We start from the raw sequence: 19,242 nt of genomic DNA on the forward strand, positions 1-19,242 counted from the left end.
CTCGCCGCAGCGCGCCTTCCGGAGAGGCGCACTGCGGCTCTCATAGGCTGACGCCTCTCAATACGCCCCCTGCACCAGATTGCTCGGGCGGCCGGCGACGAAGTTCTCGATATTGTCCATCAACTGGTCGGCCAGAGCCTGCTGCGCCTCGTCGGAGGCCCAGGCCACGTGCGGCGTGAGGATCACGTTGGGCCGGCCGGCGGCGCGCATCAGCGGGTTGTCGGGGGCCGGCGGCTCGCCGTCGACGACATCGAAGCCCGCGCCGCTGATCAGGCCCTCGTCCAGGGCGCGCACCAGATCGGCCTCGTCCACCAGGCCGCCGCGCGCGGTGTTGATGATGAGCGGGCGGCGCTGCATCGCCCGGAATTCCGGCATGGCGATCATGCGGCGTGTCTCGGGGGTGAGCGGGCTATGGATCGTGATGATGTCGCTGGTCGCCAGCACTTCGTCCCACGGCGTGTAGAGCGGCCCCAAGCCGCTCTTGCCCTTGTGCGCGGCAAACAGCGGCACCATGCCGAAGGCGCGGGCGATCGCGGCGACGCACTGGCCCAGCACGCCTTCGCCGATGATGCCCAGACGCGCCCCGGCAAGGTCGTGGATGGCGTGGTTGAAGAAGCAGAATTGCCCGGACTTCTGCCACTCGCCGGCCAGCACGTCGTCGCGGTAGGCGACGATGTTCCGGCGCAACGCCAGGATCAGCGCGAAGGTATGCTCGGGCACGGTGTTGACCGCATAGCCGCGGATGTTGGCGACGGCGATGCCGCGGCGCTGGCAGTACGCCTTGTCGACGCAGTCGGTGCCGGTCGCGGCCACCGCGATCAGGCGCAGATCGGGCAATTGTTCGAGGGTTGCGGCGGTGAGCGGCACCTTGTTGGTGATGGCGATGGTGGCGCCCGCGAGCCGCGCGACGACCTCCTCGGGCCGGGTCTGCTCGTAGGTGATCAACTCGTGTTCGAAGGCTGGGCTGCGCAGGCGGATCTGCGGGGCGATGGTGGCGCGGTCGAGAAAGACGATCTTGTGCATGGTGTTCTCCTGAAAATCAGAGGTGACGTTTGGCCTCGGCGACGATGGCCGCGGGCGTGATGCCGAAGTGTTCGAACAGACGGTCGGCCGGGCCGGAGGCGCCGAAGCCGCTCATGCCGACAAAGCCGCCACGGCCGCCGAGGTACTGGTCCCAGCCGAAGCGCATCGCCGCCTCCACGCCGACGCGCACCGTGCCCTCGCCAAGTACGGCGTTGCGATAGGCGTCGTCCTGCTCGTCGAAGCGCTCCCAGCACGGCATCGATACGACGGCGGTCGGGATGCCCTCTTCCTGCAGCAGCCGGCGCGCCTCGAGCGCGAGCACGACCTCGGAACCGGTCGCGAGCAGCGTGACGGCACGCCGGCCGCCTTCGGCCTCGGCCAGCACATAGGCGCCGCGCCGCGACAGGTTCTCGTCGGTATGGGCACGCCGCACCGCCGGCAGGGCCTGGCGGGCGAACACCAGCGTGGACGGTCCGCTGCGCTGTTCCAGCGCCACCTCCCAGCACTCGGCGGCCTCGACCGCATCGGCCGGGCGCATCACCAGCATGTTGGGCATGGCGCGCAGCGAGGCGAGGATTTCCACCGGCTGGTGCGTCGGGCCGTTCTTGCCGACGCCGATCGAGTCGTGGCTGAACACGAACTTCACCGGCAGGCCCATTAGCGCGGCCATGCGCATCGCCGGGCGCTCGTAATCGGAGAACGCGAGGTAGGTCACGGCGAGCGGGATCACGCCACCATGCGCGGCCATGCCGTTGGCCATCGCCCCCATCAGGTGCTCGCGCACGCCGCAGTGCACGTAGGCCCCGCTGCGATTCTCGGCGGTGAAGGCCGCGAGGCTGCGCTTGTGCGAGGTCGGCGCTTCGAGATCGGCGCAGCCGACCATGCGCTCGGGCAAGGTCTCGACCAGGAGATCGTTGATCTCGGCCGAGGCGAAAATGCCGGGCTTGGCCTCGGCCTCGGCGGCAACGCGCTGCTTGTAGCCCTGCAGCACCTCGCGCCAGCCTTCGGGCAGTTGGCCCGCCAGCACGCGCTCGAACTCGGCGCGCTCGGCCGCCGGCAGCGCGTCAACACGCTCCTGCCAGGCCGCGTAGTCGGCACGGCTGCGCCGGCCGGCGTCGCGCCAGGCGGCCAGCACCTCGTCCGGTACTTCGAAGGGCGCATGCGGCCAGCCGAGCAGCTCGCGTGCTGCATCGGCATCTTCCGGGTAGAGGCGTGCGCTATGGCCGCCGCGCAGCCCCTGCACGCGCGGGATGCCGCGTCCGATGACGGTGCGGCAGGCGATCAGCGAGGGGCGCGGGTCTTTCTTGGCCAGCGTAATCGCGGCGGACACGGCCTCGACGTCGTGACCGTCGACCTCGACCACGTGCCAGTCGGCGACCCGGAAGCGCGCCGCAACGTCCTCGCTGATCGACAGTTCGGTACTGCCGTCGTCGGTGATTTGGTTGTCGTCCCAGAACAGGACGAGCTTGCCGAGACCGAGGTGGCCGGCCAGCGAGATCATCTCCTGGCCGATGCCCTCCTGCAGGCAGCCGTCGCCGACGAAGGCATAGGTGTAGTGGTCGACCAGGCCGGCGCCGAATTTCGCATTCAGATAGGCCTCGGCCACCGCCATGCCGAAGGCGTTGGCGATGCCCTGCCCCAGCGGCCCGGTGGTGACCTCGATGCCGCAGGCCGGGTCGATTTCCGGGTGGCCGGCGCAGTGCGAGCCGAGTTCGCGGAAGCTCTTGATCTGGCCGAGGCCGATCTTGTCGTAGCCGGTGAGGTACAGCAGCGAATACAGCAGCATCGAGCCATGGCCGTTGGACAGCACGAAGCGGTCCCGGTCGGCCCAGGCCGGGTCGGCCGGGTTGAACTTCAGGTGGCGGGTGAACAGGGCCGTGGCAATCTCGGCCATGCCGAGCGGCACGCCCTGGTGGCCCTCGGTGGCACGCACGATGGCGTCGATGGAGACAAAGCGGATCGCGTCGGCGAGAAGCCTCGGTTCAGGCTGAGTCATGGCAAAAGTTCTCCTGGACGCCTCCCGCAGAGGGAGGCGCCGATGACAGCGAAGGGGTAGGGTGCCCTCGGAGCGGGTGGAACATTCCGTCGCGAGCGGCCCGAGGTCGAAAGGAGAAGCACAGCCGTACTCAGCGTACGGCGAGCATCACAGTGTCGAGATCGGGTCGCGCAGCAGGAAGGTTCACCCGCTCTTAGCGGAGGGTGAGCCAGGGCAGATAAGCAAAGCCCAGCAACAGCCCGATGGCGACGGCGTAGAACGGCAGGAGCTCGATCACCACGTCGCCGATGCGCACCTTGGCGATGGAACTGGTGATGAACAGCGTGGTGCCGATCGGTGGGTGGTAGAGCCCGATCGAGAGGTTGACGATCATCATGATGCCGAGCTGCACGGTGTCCATGCCGACCGCGCTGGCCAGCGGCACGAACATCGGCGTCAGCAGCAGCACGGCGGCCGGCAGATCGATGAACATGCCGGTGGCCAGCATGATGAAGTTCATCGCCAGGATGATCAGCCAGGGCTGCTTCAGGGTCTCGGTGGCGAACTGCGTGAACATCGCCGGCAGTTGCTCATAGGTGACGATCCAGCCCACCACGCTCGACGCCATGATGATCAGCAGCACCACGCCGGTGGAGATGCCCGCCTCGACGGCCGCCTGCTTGAGCTTGGCCAGCGACAGGTCGCGATACACGATGCCGGAGACCACCAGGGCGTAGAGCGTCGACATCACGCTGACCTCGGTCGGTGTGGCGATGCCGAAGCGCAGGAATACGATGATCAGCACCGGCATGGCCAGGGCCGGCCCGGCATGGGCGAGCTGGCGCCAGAACGCCGGCCACACGAAGGGCTCGGTATCGCGCGGGAAGCCGCGACGGCGGCCCTGCACGTAGCACACGGCCATGAAGCCCGCGCACATCAACAGCCCCGGCAGGATGCCGGCGACGAACAGCGCGCCGATCGACGCCCCCGACACCAGCGCGTACACGATCATCGGGATCGAAGGCGGGATCAGGATGTCGATGGTCGCGGCGGCGGCCAGCGTGCCGGCGGCGAAGGGCGCCGGGTAGCCCAGCTTCTTCAGCCAGGGGATCAGCATCGAACCGATGGCCGAGGCGTCGGCCACGGCCGAGCCCGACACCCCGCCGAAGATGGTGGACGACAACACCCCCACCTGCGCCGGGCCGCCATGAATACGGCCGATCATCATCGACAGCAGGTTCACCAGGCTCTGCCCGAGCCGGCCGCTCACCATCAGCGCACCCGTCATCATGAAGAAAGGAATGGCAATCAGCGGAAAGCTCTGGGTCTGGGCGATCATCTGTTCGACCGCCAGATGCACCGGCACCCGGTCGATGATCAGCAAGCCGCCCACCGCCGCGAGCACCAGGGCATGCGCGATGGGGATGGAGGCCAGGGCCGCGATAATGAAAAGTACAATGATCAGACCGGTCATGCTCATACTCCTTGGAGGCTGCCTTCGGCAGGGTCGTCATGACCATGCGGGGCGACAGTGCCGGCCCACACCTGGGGCAGCCGGCACAAGGTAACCACGGCCAGCAGGATGAACCCCAGCATCAGGCAGCCCACGCTCACCGCACCGGGTACCTGCAGGACGGGGGTGCGCTCGTCGGCGGCGATCTCCATCAGCGGCCAGGCCACCACGGCCATTCCGGCGTAGAGCCCGGCCACCACCAGCGAGCCGGCGGCCAATACCCAGCGCCGCGCGGCGCCGAGTCTCTGCGTCAGGATCACCACGGCGATGTGCGAGCCGTGCTGAGCCGCCAGCACCACGCCGGCCATGATGAGCCAGGGGAACATCAGCTCCGGCAGCTCAGAAGCCCAGGCGATGCTGGTGCCGGCGGCATAGCGCAGCCCGACGTTGATGCACAGGATCACGAACACCACCGAGAGCGTCAGGTACAGCACGCCGCGGCATGCCATGCCGACCAGGCGGTCGATCAAACTGAGAAATGACATCACAGAACCCTCGCAAAAGTCCGCGCCGCAGACGCGGGAAGGGACGGGGAGTGCGCCGGCGCACCACCCGAAGGCGGCACCCCGGCAGCCCGGACGATCAGCGTGCGGCCTGGATCACCTGCTTGACGAAACCGCCGCTGTTGCCTTCCGACCACTTGCTGTAGACCGAACGCGTGGCATCGACGAAGGGCTTGCGGTTCACCGTCTCGACCTGTACGCCCTTGGCCTTGAGCTCGCCGACCAGCTTGTCGTCGGCCTCCTTCGACAGCTTGCGCTGCAGCTGGGTGGCCTCGGCCGCCGCCGCCAGGAACAGCTTCTGATCCGCGGCGGAGAGACGATCCCAGGTGCGCTTGCTGATCAGGAACGGCGTCGACTCGTACTTGTGCCCCGTCAGCGACAGGTACTTCTGCACCTCGTAGAGCTTGGAAGCATGGATGTTGGCGAGCGGATTCTCCTGGCCGTCCACCACCCCCTGCTGCAAGGCCACGTACAGTTCGGAGAACTTGATCTGCTGCGCGTCCGCCCCCAGCGCCTGCATGATGTCCACCGTCATGGCGTCGGGCGGGGTGCGGATCTTCAGGCCCTTGAGATCGGCGGGAGCCTTGATCGGGCGCTTGCTGTTGCTGACGTGGCGGATGCCGTTGTCCCAGTAGCCGAGCACCACCATGCCCTTGGCGGCGGTGCGCTTGGCCAGTTCCTTGCCCACCGGGCCGTCGAGCAGCTGCCAGGCCTGTTTGATGTCGGAAAACAGGAAAGGCAGCCCCAGCGCGTTGTACTCGGGCACCACGGCGGCCATGGCGCCCTGGCTGTTGGCCGACATGTCGAGTGTGCCGGAACGCAGCGCCGTCACCATGGCGGCGTCGTCGCCCAACTGCGCGGAGTGCGCCACCTGGATCTCGATGCGCCCGCCCGTCTTGGCCTTGACGATCTCGGCGAACTTCACGGCCGCCTCGTTGCGCGGGTTGCTCGGCGCGGCGCCATGGCCCAGCGTGAGCTTCATCGGCTCGGCCAAGGCAGGGAAAGCCAGCGAGGCAGCCAGCACCAGGCCAGCGATCTGGAAAGTTCTGCGGTTCATTCGTGTCTCCTCCTTCTAAAGCCGTCTATGCGGCATCAGGCAATGCATGAAAGCCCCGGGGCTCGATGCTCCGGGGCGGCAGATCAGTGGATGAGCATCCCCCCGTTGACGTCCAGCGTCACCCCGGTGCAGTACTTGGAGAGATCGCTGGCCAGGAACACGATGCAGCCGGCCACGTCGGCGGGCTCGCCGATACGGGCGAGCGGAATCCCCTCCAGGATCGCGGCGCGGCGGTCTTCCGGAATCTTGCCCTTGTTGATATCGGTGGCGATCAGCCCCGGCGTCACGCAGTTGACGCGGATATTGTCGGCGCCGTACTCGCGCGCCATCGCCCGCGCCAGGCCCAGCACCCCGGCCTTGGCCGCCGAATAGTGCGGCCCGCCGAGGATGCCGCCGCCGCGCTGTGCCGACACCGAGGAAATGCACACGATCGAACCGCTTTTCTGCTGCTGCATCGCCGGGATCACCGCCTGCGACATATATAGTGTGCCGCGCAGGCTCACGTCGAGCACCGCGTCGTAGTCGGCCGCCGTGATGTCGAGCGTCTTGCGCGGCTGGGTGATACCAGCGTTGTTCACCAACACGTCGATGCGGCCCAGGCGTTGCAGCACCTCGGCGGCGGCGGCCTCGCAGGAAGCCTTGTCGGTCACGTCCGCGACCAGACCGATGTGCTGCGGGCCGAGTTCGGCGGCGGCGCCGGCCGGGTTGGCCTGGGCCAGGTCGAGAATGGCGATGCGCGCGCCCTGCGCGGCCAGCATGCGAGCGGTGGCGAAGCCCAGGCCGTTGAGGCCGGCGCCGCCGGTGATGACGGCCACCTTGCCGTCGAGCAGGAGGGATTGCGACATGGGTATGCTCCTCTTTGTAAGGCGACGCTACCGGCGCCGCCTGGTATGGATCGATTTACGGATAAAGTCGGGGCTCAGCCGAGCCAGCCCTTAATCGTCGCCGCCATGGCGTTGGTCGAGATGCCGTAGCGGTCATGCAGCGTGGGCAGCGCGCCGGCATCGAGGAAGGCATCGGGCAGCGCGATCTGGCGGAAGGGAGGCGTCACGCCGGCGCAAAGCAGCGCGGTCGCCACCGCTTCGCCCAGCCCGCCGATCGTCGTGTGGTTCTCCGCCACCACCACCAGGCGGCCGGATTTCCCGGCTTCGCGCAGGATCGTCGCGGTATCGAGTGGCTTGATCGTCGGCACGTGCAGCACGCCGACGTCGACGCGGTCGGCCTCCAGGGCCTTGGCGACTTCGAGCGCGCGCATCGTCATGATGCCGGACGAGATCACCAGCACGTCCTTGCCGTCGCGCAACAGCTTGGCCTTGCCGAGCTCGAACTTATAGTCGTACTCGTCGAGCACCAGCGGCACGTTGCCGCGCAGCAGACGCATGTAGACCGGGCCTTTGTGCGCGGCGATCGCCGGCGTCATCTGCTCGATCTCGTGCGCGTCGCAAGGATCGAGCACCGTCATGTTGGGCATGGCGCGGAACAGCGCCAGATCCTCGGTCGCCTGGTGGCTCGGACCGTAGCCGGTGGTCAGGCCCGGCAGCGCGCAGACGATCTTCACGTTGAGGTTGTCCTCGGCGATCGTCTGGTGGATGAAGTCGTAGGCCCGGCGCGAGGCGAACACCGCGTAGGTCGTGGCGAAGGGCACCGCGCCTTCGTGCGCGAAACCGGCGGCGGCACCCATCAACAGTTGTTCGGCCATGCCCATCTGGTAGTAACGCTCGGGGTAGGCCTTGGCGAAGATATGCAAGTCGGTGTACTTGCCGAGGTCGGCGGTCATGCCGATCACGTCCTGGCGCGTGCGGGCCAGCTCGACCAGCGCGTGGCCGAAGGGGGCGGATTTCGTGCGCTGGCCTTCGGCGGCGATCGACGCGATCATCGCCGAGGTCTTCAGGCGCGGCTTCTGGGCGATGCTGCTCATGCTTGTCTCCCTGCTTCCAGCGCGGCGAGGGCGAGCTGCCATTCGTGCGCATCGACGCGGATGAAGTGGTTCTTTTCGCGGGCTTCGAGGAACGGCACGCCGCAGCCCATGCGCGTGTCGGCGATGATCATGCGCGGCTTGGGCTCGGGGTGGCTGCGCGCGGCGTCGAAGGCGGCGATCACGGCATCGAGATCGTTGCCGTCGATGCGCTGGGTGAACCAGCCGAAGGCCTCCATCTTCTCCACCAGCGGCTCGAACGCCATCACCTGCGACGACGGGCCGTCCGCCTGCTGGTTGTTCACGTCGACGATGGCGATCAGGTTGTCGAGCTTCCAGTGCGCGGCCGACATCAGCGCCTCCCACACCGCGCCCTCGTCCAGCTCGCCATCCGAGAACAGCGTGTAGACGAAAGCCTCCGAGCCCTTACGCTTCAGCCCCAGGCCGTGGCCGACGGCGATGGTCAGGCCCTGGCCCAGCGAGCCGCCCGACATCTCCATACCCGGCGTGTAGCTCGCCATGCCCGACATCGGCAGACGGCTGTCGTCGCTGCCGTAGGTTTCCAGTTCTTCCTCCGGCACGATGCCGGCCTCGATCAACGCCGCGTACAGCGCGATGGCGTAATGGCCGTTCGACAGCAGGAAGCGGTCGCGCCCTTCCCACTCCGGATCGTCTGGCCGGTAATTCATCGCACGGAAGTAGGCGACGGCCAGCACGTCGGCGATATCAAGCGCCTGGCCGATGTAACCCTGGCCCTGCACCTCGCCCATCAGCAGCGCATTGCGGCGGATGCGGTAGGCATGCTCGGCGAGCTGGGCATGGGTCGCGGTAACGCTAGTGTCCACGCAGTTCTCCTTGTTTTCGGCCGTGCTCCCTGCGAGCCGCGCCGGGGATCGTTGCTCTGTGCCGGAGAGGGGTCTCTCCGCGTCTGCCCGGGCTGTCTCGACAGTGCCCGGTACGTGGAATACAGCGTATCCCCTTGATCTACCTGCCTCAAACGAATAATCATGAGCGATAGCTGAACTGAATTCATGTGAGTGTTGCAATGCAAAATCGGGTTTCCCTCAAGGCCGTACAAGCGTTCGAGGCCGCCGCCAGGCTGTCGTCTTTCGCACTTGCAGCAGAAGAACTGTTCGTGACGCCCTCCGCGATAAGCCACCAAATCAAGCTTTTGGAAGAGCAATTCGGCGTCCAACTCTTCCATCGCGTGCACCGCGCCGTGGTGCTGACCGACTCCGGCCGCCGCTACGCCGAAGAGGTCTCGGCCGCCTTCGCCCGCATCGACATGGCGACACGCGAACTGGGGCGCACCGCCAAGAGCGACATCCTCACCGTGCATTCGACGCCGAGCTTCGCCACGCAATGGCTGATGCCGCGGCTCGCGCGTTTCAGCGCGCTGAACCCGGATATCGACGTGCGCCTCAACGCCTCGACGGAAGCCATCGACCTCGTCTCCCAGACCGTCGACATCGACATCCGCTACGGCATGAAGCGCCTGCAGCCCGCCGGCACGATGGTGCTGCCCTTCCCGCCCGAGACCATCGTGCCGCTGTGCGCACCCTCACTCGCCGAAGGGCCGCACCCGATCCGTACCCCCGACGACCTGCGCCACCACACGCTGATCCACAGCGAAGTCTGCCTCGTCGGCTGGCGCGACTGGATGCGCCAGCACCGCAAGGTCAAGCTCGACATCTCGCGCGGCCCGCGCTTCGACCGCTCCTTCATGGCGATCAGCGCCGCCGTCGACGGCATGGGGGTCTGCCTGGAAAGCCTGCTGCTGGTGCAGCGCGAACTGGAAACCGGGCGCCTCGTGGCACCGTTCGGGCTGGAAGGCCCCAAGGTCCAGGGCTACACCCTCAACCTGTTGAAATCGCGCGCGGAACTGCCGAAGATTCGCAGCTTCCAGGACTGGCTGTTTGCCGAACTCGCCGCATGAGGACAGCGGCCAGGCCCCTCCCTGTCCACGCAGCGCGCAGAAAAACAAACAGCCCCGACTCCAGGAAATCGGGGCTGTTTGACCTGATACAGCAAAACCAATACTAAAAAGCCGGGCCGATGTTTTGGGCACTATCGGCCCCCTCACTCATCCCGCGTCAGCACTTCCAGCAGTTCGATCTCGAAGATCAGGTTCGAGTTGGGCTTGATGTGGGCGCCGATCTGGCGCTCGCCGTAGGCGAGGTGGGCCGGCACGAAGAGCTTGCGCTTGCCGCCGACTTTCATGCCCATCAGCCCCTGGTCCCAGCCCTTGATCACGCGGCCGGTGCCGATGACGCACTGGAACGGCTTGCCGCGATCATAGGAGGAATCGAACTGGGTGCCGTCCTCCAGAAAACCGCGGTACTGGGTGGTGATCAAGGCGCCCTTGACCACTTCCTTGCCGTCGCCCAGTTCGATGTCTACAACCTGCAGTTCGCTGCTCATAACTCGCTCTCGTTGATTCGCTAATCGGTGGAGCGCTGCCCGGGCAGCGCTTCCTGAGTATTTTACCGCGTAGCGGCCGCCTTTCATTCCATCCAGGGCAGCCCCCTTTCTCCCAAAAACAAGGCCTGTATTTGTACGCCGCGCGGTTCTGGCTACGTTCAGCGGGCTGACTTGCCGGCCGGGCCGCCCATCCCTGAGGCCCTCCGGGCTTGGGGCTGTCCAGTCCACCCGAGTTATGCAAAACCATTGTGAGTCACGTAAGCCACAGATTTAGAAACAAATGCACATGAGAATGATTATTGATATAAAATAACCACAATGTAATTGCGACTATTTATTTAGCATTTACCGGGGCGATCAATAATTCAAAAAGCAAATAAATAGTCAAATCATCTTTTATGTTTTTGGCATTAACTCAGGGAGAGAAAAATGACGGCACCCATGCCGCAGCAGGCCATTAACAAGGCCTTACGTAAGGCAGATTTTCCAACCATGATCTGGCATACCCTGCTGTTGTTCTTCATTGGGCTCGCGCTGACCACCGGCCTGCGCCTAGCCGCCGACGGCGCCAAGGGCGGCTGGCGCAAGGCGCTGGAGCCCATCATGCTGCAGGGCGACGTGGTGCGCTGGCACGTGTGGGCGTCGATCGCGCTCACCGGCCTGGTGGCCGGCTACATCGCCTTCCTGGTCAGGGCCAGGCTGCAGGCGCGCTGGAAGGTATCCAAGGTATTGCTCAAGGCGCCGGCCAAGGCGGCGCGCTGGCAGGCGATCAACCGCGCGGTGTACTGGCTGGGCCTGGCCACCTTCGTGGTCGCCGCGCTCTCCGGCGCCTGGCTGTACTTCCTGCCCTTCCTCGGCCTGCTGGAGCTGGTCGGCTACGTGCACGAGATCGCCAGCTGGGCGCTGGTCGCTTACATGCTGATCCACGTGCTCGCCCAGTTCGTGCTGGGCGGCATCCGTCAGCTGCTGAAGATCTTCATCCCGCGCGTCGACCTGATGCAGGCTGGCGCCGCGATGACGGTCGCCGGCATGGCCGGCGCGCTGGGCTTCGTGGCGCTGGACTGGAGCGCGACGCGCGAGCTGACCGCGGCCAGGGACAGCGTGGCGCCGGTGGTCGACGGCAAGGGCGACGACGCGATCTGGGCCAAGGCCGCCAAGCAGACCGTACACACCGCGCACGGCTGGAACGTGGCCGGCGGCGAGGTGCCGGTCGAGGTGCAGGCCGCAGTGGTCGGCGACCGCGTCTACTTCAAGACCTCCTGGCCCGACACCACGCGCTCCTACATGCGGCTGCCGCTGCTGAAGACCGCGCAGGGCTGGCAGCGCATGGTCGGCGACACCCCGGGCCAGACCTACGATGACGCCGACACCACCGACTACTACGAGGACAAGTTCGCGATCGCCATCAGCCCGCGCAACAACCCGTTCGCCGGCAGCTGGCACTTCGGCCCCGCGCCGCTGGCCGGTACGGTGAAGGCGCTGAACAGCCGCGGCTACCACTACACCGAGGACGGCTCGGTGGTCGACCTGTGGCACTGGAAGGGCAGCCGTTCCGGCGCCACCCGCCAGGCCGAGGACTCCTGGTTCGGCACCCCGGTCAAGTGGGACCCGGAAAAGCACGCGGTGCGCTATTCGGCCGGCTACGCCAGCGACAAGAAGGACAAGGGCAGCGGCTACCAGGACAACTTCAAAAAGGGCAAGCACGGCTGGCCGGTCAACCACCCCAGCCACATCGTGACCCCGCTGTACCTGCCCAAGGATCTCAAGGCGCTGCAGGCGCGCCTGGGCCCCAACCGCTCGGCGTTCCAGATGCACGGCTCGGAATGGGACATGGGCCCGGACGAGATCGTCCCCTACAGCAAGGAGCTGGACGACCAGATCCCGGTCGGCACCTGGATTCCTGCGCTGTACTGGGAGAAGCCGATCAGCGGCCCGGCCGGCGACGTCGCGGCGATGGGCCACTGGGAGAACGGCCGCTGGACGCTGGAGTTCTCGCGCCAGATGGCGGCGCCGGACGCGCAGGACGTGACGATCCAGGACGGCGTCTACCTGTGGTTCGCGGCGTTCGACCACAACCAGACCCGCCATAGCTGGCACCCGATCCCGCTCAAGCTGCGCCTGCCGCAGTAAACACCACCCCGCCTTGCGGCCAACGTTGGCCGCAAGGCGGGGCAACCCATTCAGGAAACGACATGGCCAAGATAGAACTGCAAGACTGGCCGGCGCCGCTGGAGAACGGCGGCGAGACCGTGCTGGAAACCATGATCGCCAACGGCGTGCCCTTCCCCTACTCCTGCGCCAGCGGCGACTGCGGCGCCTGCAAGGGGCGGCTGTTATGCGGCGAGGTGGCGCACGACAGCGCGCCGGAGGGCATACTCTCCGCCGCCGAGCGCGCCGACGGCTACGTGCTGGCCTGCCGCTGCGCCCCCAAGGGCGACATCCGCATCGCGGCGCTGGACGAGCTGGTGGCGCTGCCGCCGGCGCGCCGCCAGCGCGGCTGGGTGGTGGCGCAGCAGCGCCGCCGGGGCGACGTGATCGTGCTGCAGATACGCCCGCAACAGCCGGTGGAATTCCTCGCCGGCCAGTTCTTCTACCTGAAGTTCGACAACCTGCCGCAGCGCGCCTACTCCGTGGCGTCGCTGCCGGGCAGCGAGGAGCTGGAATTCCACATCCGCGTGGTGCCGGACGGCAAGACCTCCGGCTACGCGGCGCGCGACGATCTGCTCGGCAGCGAGGCCATGGTGGACGGCCCGCACGGCCACGGCTACTGGCGGCAGAACCACGACGGCCCCATCGTCGCCATCGCCGGCGGCACCGGCCTGGCCCCGATGCTGTCCATTATCGGCGCGGCGCTGCGAGAGGATGCGCGCCGTCACATCCACCTGTACTACGCCGCCCGCGAGGAAGCCGACGTGTACTGGGAGGCGGAACTGCAGGCGCTGGTGCGCCAGTACCCCAACCTGCAGGTCACCTGCTCCCTGTCCCGTGCCCAGGCCCCCGCGCAAGGCCCCCTGCCGCGACGCTACGAGCGCGTGACCGAGAGCCTGCGCCAGGACTGGCCCGATCTGGCGGACGCCAAGCTCTACGTCGCCGGCCCGCCCCGCATGGTGGAGGCCGTCGCCGCCGTCGCCCGCGAACTGTCACTCGCCCCCCGGGACCTGCATACCGATCCGTTCTCGGACTCGGTCGACCATGCCTTGGATGGCGCTCTGCGGACGTGGGTTCGCCGCTGGCTGGCCCGCTGGCGCCGCCCGCCCGTCGCGCTTCCCCAAGCCGCGACGCAGGAAAGCTAGAGGCCGGACAAGACGAGACTTGCACGGAAGCCGACGTAAGGAACGAGCCGCCTGGAGTGTCCAGGCGGCTCGTTTTTTTGTCTTTGTGATCCATTTGCCCTATAAGGACCTACCGTTTTCACGGTAAGTCCTTGCAATGCCTTGGTGGGGGCCAGCTTGGAATGCCCGAGCATCACGCAATACTCTTACCTATGAGATAAAGACCAGACTTTCAAAACTCCAAGAGGAAACATGACAAATTATTCGCAATAATTAGCCTATTGTTAGGATGGGCCGGGGCGATCAATCAAGTAGGAGGCGGCTGCACCTAAAGATGCAGCGATGCTCCATCCCAGAGCAAAACGCAACAAGGATTTTCTCCCAGATTATGAAATCCGAGCCATCTACCGACCTTCAGGACCTCCCGCCCGAGATGCCGACCTTGATCGCTCGTCTGGCTTGGGGAGGTGGCATCCTGGTTACCCTGCTGGTGCCGCTGATCTTTTTCATCGTTGGCTACCAGAGCGAGGTTGCCCGTCTGGTGTCTGCGCTGCAAGTCGGGGTCTACAGTGCTACCGAACCAGCGCGCGCGCACCCCGGAACAACATGGGAAGCATTCCATTCTCCGCAAGAGGTGATGGCTTCCCTAGACTGGCTACCTGGCGAAACCAGCATCCGCATCACCGATGAAAACCAGCTGCTATTGGCCTGGAAAAATGCGGAGCCGCCCTCCCCTCGTCTGACTCGCATCGCCGTCCTGAACCTGGGCGCGGAGCATACCGGGCAACTGACGTTGAGCCGCTCCATCCTTCCGCTGCTGCTGTACACATTGTTGATGTGCGTACCGGGGCTGATACTCGGGGCCATCACCTTCATCACGCTCCGCGACTTGCCGATGCGTGTTTTTCGCCGGACCTTGCAGGAAATTGCCATCCGCAAGGTTACCGAGGAGAAACTGGCCAAATCCTTGTCCATTTTCTCCGCCACACTTGAATCCACTGCTGACGGCATTTTTGTCACCGACATCTATGGCAGGATGGTCGTTGCCAATCAACGCTTTCGCGACATGTGGCACCTGCATCAATCGACCGACATCTACGCAAACAACCACGAAATCCTGATCGAATTGACCAACAAGCTGCGCGATCCGGCGGATTTTTTGGCGACACTCAAGGACCTGACTAAACACATCGACGTCAACCAGGGCTCCACGCTTGAACTGCGGGACGGGCGTCACTTCGAGTGGAATTCACAACCACAGTTCGTGAATGGTCAGGTTGTCGGGCGGGTTACCAGCTTCCGCGACATCAGCGACCGAAAGCAGGCGGAAGCGCTGTTGGCCATTGAAAATGAAGTGCTTGAGATGGTCGTCTGCGGGCAACACCTGAAAGCGGCACTGGGCGTGCTGGCCGATCATGTGGAAATCCTGTCGGGCGAGATGTTCTGTACCATCCTATTCCGTAAATCCAGCGAAGGGGCCGAGCTGGCGTGTGTCTCGGGGCGCAGCCTGCCGAGCAATGTGATCGACGGCATTGTCCATCATGAGCAAGTGGTGCTGGGCAAGGTGTTCACCGATATTACGAAACTGGAAAACGCGCCAAAACATGGCCTGTCGGACGAATACAGTGGCGTGATCGAGGATATCGGCAACCACCCCATTTGGGCGGACTACTGCCATCTGATGGCAAACCATGGCGTGCACGCCTGCTTTGCGGTGGCCGTTCGCTCCTCTGATGGCCAACTGCTCGGACTGATCGTGGCGCATTACCGCAATCCGTCAAAACAGCAACCCCATGATCGTGAGCTGATGTGGGTCGCCGCCCACCTGGTCCGCATAGCCATTGAACGGCGGCAGGCAGAAGACCGGCTGCAGGTCCTGGCCCACTACGACCCCCTCACCCGCCTCCCGAACCGGGCCTTGTTCCATGATCGCCTCAACCAGGCGCTGGCCCGTCTGGAAAGAAACAAGGGGTCGGTGGCATTGATGTTTATCGATCTGGATCGTTTCAAAACTATCAATGACACGCTGGGCCATGATCTGGGCGACCAGTTGCTGCGCGAGGTTTCGGCACGGTTGCTGGTGTGCGTGCGCGAGGTGGATACCGTGGCGCGCCTGGGCGGCGACGAATTCACCATCATTCTGGAGCAGATTAGCAAGGCCGAAGACGCCGCCAGCGCGGCTAGCAAGATTATTGAGGCCTTCGCGGCCCCGTTCCGGCTCGGCCATCAGGAGACCTTTGTCACGCCCAGCATCGGCATCACCATTTACCCGTCGGATAGCGACAACAGCAGCCACCTCATCAAGTACGCGGATACCGCCATGTACCGGGCCAAGGAGGAGGGCGGCAATGGCTACCGCTTCTTCACCACGGAAATGAATACCCTGGCCTCCGACCGCCTGGAAATGGAAAGCGGCCTGCGCCATGCCCTGGCGCGGGGAGAGTTCGATGTTTACTATCAACCCAAGCTCGATCTGGCCGACGGCAGCATTATCGGCGCCGAGGCGCTACTGCGCTGGAAACACCCACATCGGGGACTGGTTTCCCCTGGCGAATTTATCCCCATCCTTGAAGAAACCGGCCTGATCGAACAGGTAGGGGTATGGGTGCTGAAAACCGTATGCACCCAGATCCGCACCTGGCAAACGACAACCTCGCTGCCGCCCTTGGTGATTGCCGTCAATCTATCGGGGCGACAGTTGCAGCGCAGCAGCCTGGCCACCACCATTGCCGACATTCTTGAAGAGACCGGCGTGGACCCCAGGTATCTGGAGCTGGAAGTGACCGAGAGCATGCTGATGCACGACCCGCAATGCGCGGTCGACACCCTGATGCAGATCCGCAATAAAGGCATCCTGCACATCGATGTCGACGATTTCGGCACCGGCTACTCGTCCCTCAGCTACCTCAAGCAATTCCCCATCGATTGCCTGAAACTCGACAAGTCGTTCGTGGACGGCTTGCCGCTGGACGAAGACGACATCGCCATTTCCCAGGCCGTCATCGCGCTGGCCCACAGCCTCAGACTGACCGTCATTGCCGAAGGGGTAGAAAGAGAAGACCAGCTGGAATTCCTGCGCAGTAATGGCTGCAATATCATCCAGGGCTACATTATCAGCCCCCCTATTCCAGCCCATGCTTTTGCCCAGCTGGTGCTGGACCGAGTGCACAACAGCTCGACCATGCTGAACTGACTACCCTGTGCCGCTCACAGTCAGCAATCGGAGCGGAACCACCCACAGACCATACCAGCGAATCGGCGGCACACACAGCAACACCGTGAAATCGACACCATTCCCATGCCCAGTTCACAAGCATGCACAAGCGGCTCATCTTCCAAGTGATGTATCGTCCTATTGGCGATAGTAAACAGGCAGAAAAAGGCTGAGCCCCCAAAAGGGCGATCACCTTTCTGGCTGCACATACAAGTCTACCTCCCACAAGCCCTACAATACCCCTACAAGTCCCACGAAAAAAACAAAACGGCTTACGGAATGATCCGTAAGCCGTTGATGTTCTTGGTGGGCCCTCCGGGGCTCGAACCCGGGACCAAAGGATTATGAGTCCTCTGCTCTAACCGACTGAGCTAAAGGCCCGAAAGACGGCCATTATAGCAGAGGATATTCTTATTGGTTACCCGGTTCGTTATCCAGGAAGCTGCGCAGGCGCTCCGAGCGGGTCGGGTGGCGCAGCTTGCGCAGGGCCTTGGCTTCGATCTGGCGGATGCGCTCGCGCGTGACGTCGAACTGCTTGCCCACCTCTTCCAGCGTGTGGTCGGTGTTCATGTCGATGCCGAAGCGCATGCGCAGCACCTTGGCCTCGCGCGGGGTCAGCGTTTCCAGTACTTCCTTGGTGGCGTCCTTCAGGCTGGAATACATCGCCGCGTCGGACGGGGCCAGGTTGTTCTGGTCCTCGATGAAGTCGCCCAGGTGGGAGTCGTCGTCGTCGCCGATCGGGGTTTCCATGGAGATCGGCTCCTTGGAAATCTTCATGATCTTGCGGATCTTGTCCTCCGGCATTTCCATGCGCGCGGCCAGTTCTGCCGGGTCCGGCTCGTGGCCGGTTTCCTGCAGGATCTGGCGGCTGATGCGATTCATCTTGTTGATGGTCTCGATCATGTGCACCGGGATGCGGATGGTGCGCGCCTGGTCGGCGATGGAGCGGGTAATCGCCTGACGGATCCACCAGGTGGCGTAGGTCGAGAACTTGTAACCGCGACGGTATTCGAACTTGTCCACCGCCTTCATCAGGCCGATGTTGCCTTCCTGGATCAGGTCGAGGAACTGCAGCCCGCGGTTGGTGTATTTCTTGGCGATGGAGATCACCAGACGCAGGTTGGCCTCGATCATTTCCTTCTTGGCGCGGCGCGCCTTGGATTCACCGGCCGACATCTGGCGGTTGATTTCCTTCAGGTCCTTGATCGACAGCATGGCGCGCTCTTGCAGCTCGGCCAGCTTGGTCTGCTTCTCGATGATGGCGTACTTGAAGCGGGTCAGCGCCTCGGACCACGGCCGGCCCGCGCTGATCTCCTCTTCCACCCAGTCGGTGTTGATTTCGTTGCCGGGGAAGTACTTGATGAAGTGGGCGCGGTCCATGCGCACGCGGGTCACGCAGATGTCCTGGATGTCGCGCTCGTAAGAGCGGATCTCGTTGACACGGCTGCGCAGCGATTCGCACAGGCTCTCGATCTGGCGCGTGGCGAAACGCACCTTCATGAACGACTCGGTGATCGCGCTCTGCAGCTGGCGGTACTCTTCGCCCTGGTTGCCTTCCTTGCGCAGCACCGCGACCAGTTCGTCGAACAGCGCGCGCACCAGCGCGAAGTGCTCCAGCGACTGCTGCTTGAGCTCTTCCAGGTTGGCGTTGGAAACCGCCTCGGCATCTTCCTCCTCGGCTTCCTCTTCTTCCTCGTCCTCCTCGTCCAGCTCTTCGTCGCTGTCGGCCGGTTCGGTGAACGGCACTTCTTCCTCGACCTCGGCGTTCGGATCGATGAAGCCGTCGACCACTTCGTCGACACGCAGATCGCCGGCGGCGATGCGGTCGAGCAGCGCCAGCACTTCGGCGATGGTGCCCGGGCAGGCGGAGATCGCCTCGATCATGTGCTTGAGGCCATCTTCGATGCGCTTGGCGATCTCGATTTCGCCTTCGCGGGTCAAGAGTTCGACCGAGCCCATTTCACGCATGTACATGCGCACCGGGTCGGTGGTACGGCCGAATTCGGAGTCGACCGAGGACAGCGCGGCTTCCGCTTCTTCCACGGCGTCTTCGTCCGCCACCGCCGGGGTGGCATCGGACATCAGCAGGGTATCGGCGTCCGGCGCCTCGTCGTAGACCTGGATGCCCAGACCGGTGATCATCGTGACGATGTTCTCGATCTGTTCGGTATCGGACACGTCTTCCGGAAGATGGTCGTTGATCTCGGCGTAGGTAAGGTAGCCACGCTCCTTGCCCAGCGCGATCAGCAAACGCAGGCGTTTGCGCTGATCCTCAAGACTCATCGATTCCTGCTCGTTGTCTTGCATATCTTTCTGATTTTCGGGAGAGGCCGCCATTTCGCTTCCTGC

The 19,242-nt window shown here is 64.5% G+C and carries 14 protein-coding genes and 1 tRNA gene; 4 read left to right on the forward strand and 11 right to left on the reverse strand.

The genetic code is table 11. The features are described 5' to 3' along the window. Positions 1 to 57: 57 nt before the first annotated feature. From PSEMAI1_RS0116800 to PSEMAI1_RS0116835, 8 genes are all read right to left on the reverse strand, one after another. Positions 58 to 1,023, reverse strand: a complete 966-nt coding sequence (locus tag PSEMAI1_RS0116800) for a D-2-hydroxyacid dehydrogenase (RefSeq protein WP_024303985.1) — start codon at positions 1,021 to 1,023, stop codon at positions 58 to 60. A gap of 16 nt (positions 1,024 to 1,039) precedes the next feature. After that, the gene (tkt, locus tag PSEMAI1_RS0116805) at positions 1,040 to 3,019 is read right to left on the reverse strand and encodes a transketolase (RefSeq protein ID WP_024303986.1); all 1,980 of its coding nucleotides are present in this window, start codon (positions 3,017 to 3,019) and stop codon (positions 1,040 to 1,042) included. A gap of 193 nt (positions 3,020 to 3,212) precedes the next feature. Then, on the reverse strand, positions 3,213 to 4,472 hold the full coding sequence (locus tag PSEMAI1_RS0116810; protein WP_024303987.1) for a TRAP transporter large permease: 1,260 nt from the start codon (positions 4,470 to 4,472) through the stop codon (positions 3,213 to 3,215). Positions 4,473 to 4,474: 2 nt separating this feature from the next. Further along, entirely contained in the window at positions 4,475 to 4,996 is a 522-nt protein-coding gene (locus PSEMAI1_RS0116815) for a TRAP transporter small permease (RefSeq protein ID WP_029770784.1), read from the reverse strand. A gap of 97 nt (positions 4,997 to 5,093) precedes the next feature. Then, entirely contained in the window at positions 5,094 to 6,071 is a 978-nt protein-coding gene (locus tag PSEMAI1_RS0116820) for a TRAP transporter substrate-binding protein (RefSeq protein WP_024303989.1), read from the reverse strand. Between the two features lie 83 nt (positions 6,072 to 6,154). Further along, a complete protein-coding gene (locus PSEMAI1_RS0116825) occupies positions 6,155 to 6,916 on the reverse strand; it encodes an SDR family NAD(P)-dependent oxidoreductase (protein ID WP_024303990.1) in 762 nt (253 codons plus the stop codon). 74 nt (positions 6,917 to 6,990) lie between these two features. Continuing rightward, a complete protein-coding gene (locus PSEMAI1_RS0116830) occupies positions 6,991 to 7,989 on the reverse strand; it encodes a transketolase family protein (protein ID WP_024303991.1) in 999 nt (332 codons plus the stop codon). Continuing rightward, positions 7,986 to 8,831, reverse strand: coding sequence for a transketolase (locus PSEMAI1_RS0116835; RefSeq protein ID WP_024303992.1), 846 nt, complete (start codon positions 8,829 to 8,831; stop codon positions 7,986 to 7,988). Before PSEMAI1_RS0116835 ends, PSEMAI1_RS0116830 begins: the two co-directional genes overlap by 4 nt. Before the next feature lie 200 nt (positions 8,832 to 9,031). On the opposite strand from PSEMAI1_RS0116835, the gene gcvA reads away from it, so the two are divergent. Beyond that, positions 9,032 to 9,922: a transcriptional regulator GcvA gene (gene gcvA, locus PSEMAI1_RS0116840; protein ID WP_024303993.1), complete on the forward strand. Its 891-nt coding sequence runs from the start codon at positions 9,032 to 9,034 to the stop codon at positions 9,920 to 9,922. Between the two features lie 143 nt (positions 9,923 to 10,065). Here gcvA and PSEMAI1_RS0116845 read toward each other — a convergent pair whose 3' ends face one another. Then, positions 10,066 to 10,407 (reverse strand): FKBP-type peptidyl-prolyl cis-trans isomerase, encoded by a 342-nt coding sequence (locus PSEMAI1_RS0116845; protein WP_024303994.1) that lies wholly within the window; start codon positions 10,405 to 10,407, stop codon positions 10,066 to 10,068. Positions 10,408 to 10,836: 429 nt separating this feature from the next. Between PSEMAI1_RS0116845 and PSEMAI1_RS0116850 the strand changes: the two genes are divergently transcribed. The 3 genes from PSEMAI1_RS0116850 to PSEMAI1_RS20990 all read left to right on the forward strand — a co-directional run bounded on the left by PSEMAI1_RS0116850 (position 10,837) and on the right by PSEMAI1_RS20990 (position 16,872). Beyond that, complete coding sequence (locus PSEMAI1_RS0116850; RefSeq protein WP_024303995.1) at positions 10,837 to 12,537, forward strand: ethylbenzene dehydrogenase-related protein; 1,701 nt, start codon at positions 10,837 to 10,839, stop codon at positions 12,535 to 12,537. Between the two features lie 62 nt (positions 12,538 to 12,599). Beyond that, the gene (locus PSEMAI1_RS0116855; protein WP_024303996.1) at positions 12,600 to 13,700 is read left to right on the forward strand and encodes a 2Fe-2S iron-sulfur cluster binding domain-containing protein; all 1,101 of its coding nucleotides are present in this window, start codon (positions 12,600 to 12,602) and stop codon (positions 13,698 to 13,700) included. A gap of 412 nt (positions 13,701 to 14,112) precedes the next feature. Next, on the forward strand, positions 14,113 to 16,872 hold the full coding sequence (locus PSEMAI1_RS20990; protein WP_024303997.1) for an EAL domain-containing protein: 2,760 nt from the start codon (positions 14,113 to 14,115) through the stop codon (positions 16,870 to 16,872). Positions 16,873 to 17,197: 325 nt separating this feature from the next. On the opposite strand, the gene PSEMAI1_RS0116865 is transcribed toward PSEMAI1_RS20990, so the two are convergent. Further along, positions 17,198 to 17,274, reverse strand: a tRNA-Ile gene (locus tag PSEMAI1_RS0116865). A 30-nt stretch (positions 17,275 to 17,304) separates the two neighbouring features. Then, positions 17,305 to 19,230 (reverse strand): RNA polymerase sigma factor RpoD, encoded by a 1,926-nt coding sequence (gene rpoD / locus PSEMAI1_RS0116870; protein ID WP_024303998.1) that lies wholly within the window; start codon positions 19,228 to 19,230, stop codon positions 17,305 to 17,307. Positions 19,231 to 19,242: the final 12 nt, after the last annotated feature.

The organism is Pseudogulbenkiania sp. MAI-1 (genome assembly GCF_000527175.1).
GTDB lineage: Bacteria > Pseudomonadota > Gammaproteobacteria > Burkholderiales > Chromobacteriaceae > Pseudogulbenkiania.

What these genes read in the sequence shown, in the direction of transcription:
- PSEMAI1_RS0116800 (WP_024303985.1), bottom strand. Translation starts at nt 1,023, where the DNA reads ATGCACAAGATCGTCTTTCTCGACCGCGCCACCATCGCCCCGCAGATC.
- tkt (WP_024303986.1), bottom strand. Translation starts at nt 3,019, where the DNA reads ATGACTCAGCCTGAACCGAGGCTTCTCGCCGACGCGATCCGCTTTGTC.
- PSEMAI1_RS0116810 (WP_024303987.1), bottom strand. Translation starts at nt 4,472, where the DNA reads ATGACCGGTCTGATCATTGTACTTTTCATTATCGCGGCCCTGGCCTCC.
- PSEMAI1_RS0116815 (WP_029770784.1), bottom strand. Translation starts at nt 4,996, where the DNA reads ATGTCATTTCTCAGTTTGATCGACCGCCTGGTCGGCATGGCATGCCGC.
- PSEMAI1_RS0116820 (WP_024303989.1), bottom strand. Translation starts at nt 6,071, where the DNA reads ATGAACCGCAGAACTTTCCAGATCGCTGGCCTGGTGCTGGCTGCCTCG.
- PSEMAI1_RS0116825 (WP_024303990.1), bottom strand. Translation starts at nt 6,916, where the DNA reads ATGTCGCAATCCCTCCTGCTCGACGGCAAGGTGGCCGTCATCACCGGC.
- PSEMAI1_RS0116830 (WP_024303991.1), bottom strand. Translation starts at nt 7,989, where the DNA reads ATGAGCAGCATCGCCCAGAAGCCGCGCCTGAAGACCTCGGCGATGATC.
- gcvA (WP_024303993.1), top strand. Translation starts at nt 9,032, where the DNA reads ATGCAAAATCGGGTTTCCCTCAAGGCCGTACAAGCGTTCGAGGCCGCC.
- PSEMAI1_RS0116845 (WP_024303994.1), bottom strand. Translation starts at nt 10,407, where the DNA reads ATGAGCAGCGAACTGCAGGTTGTAGACATCGAACTGGGCGACGGCAAG.
- PSEMAI1_RS0116850 (WP_024303995.1), top strand. Translation starts at nt 10,837, where the DNA reads ATGACGGCACCCATGCCGCAGCAGGCCATTAACAAGGCCTTACGTAAG.
- PSEMAI1_RS0116855 (WP_024303996.1), top strand. Translation starts at nt 12,600, where the DNA reads ATGGCCAAGATAGAACTGCAAGACTGGCCGGCGCCGCTGGAGAACGGC.
- PSEMAI1_RS20990 (WP_024303997.1), top strand. Translation starts at nt 14,113, where the DNA reads ATGCCGACCTTGATCGCTCGTCTGGCTTGGGGAGGTGGCATCCTGGTT.
- rpoD (WP_024303998.1), bottom strand. Translation starts at nt 19,230, where the DNA reads ATGGCGGCCTCTCCCGAAAATCAGAAAGATATGCAAGACAACGAGCAG.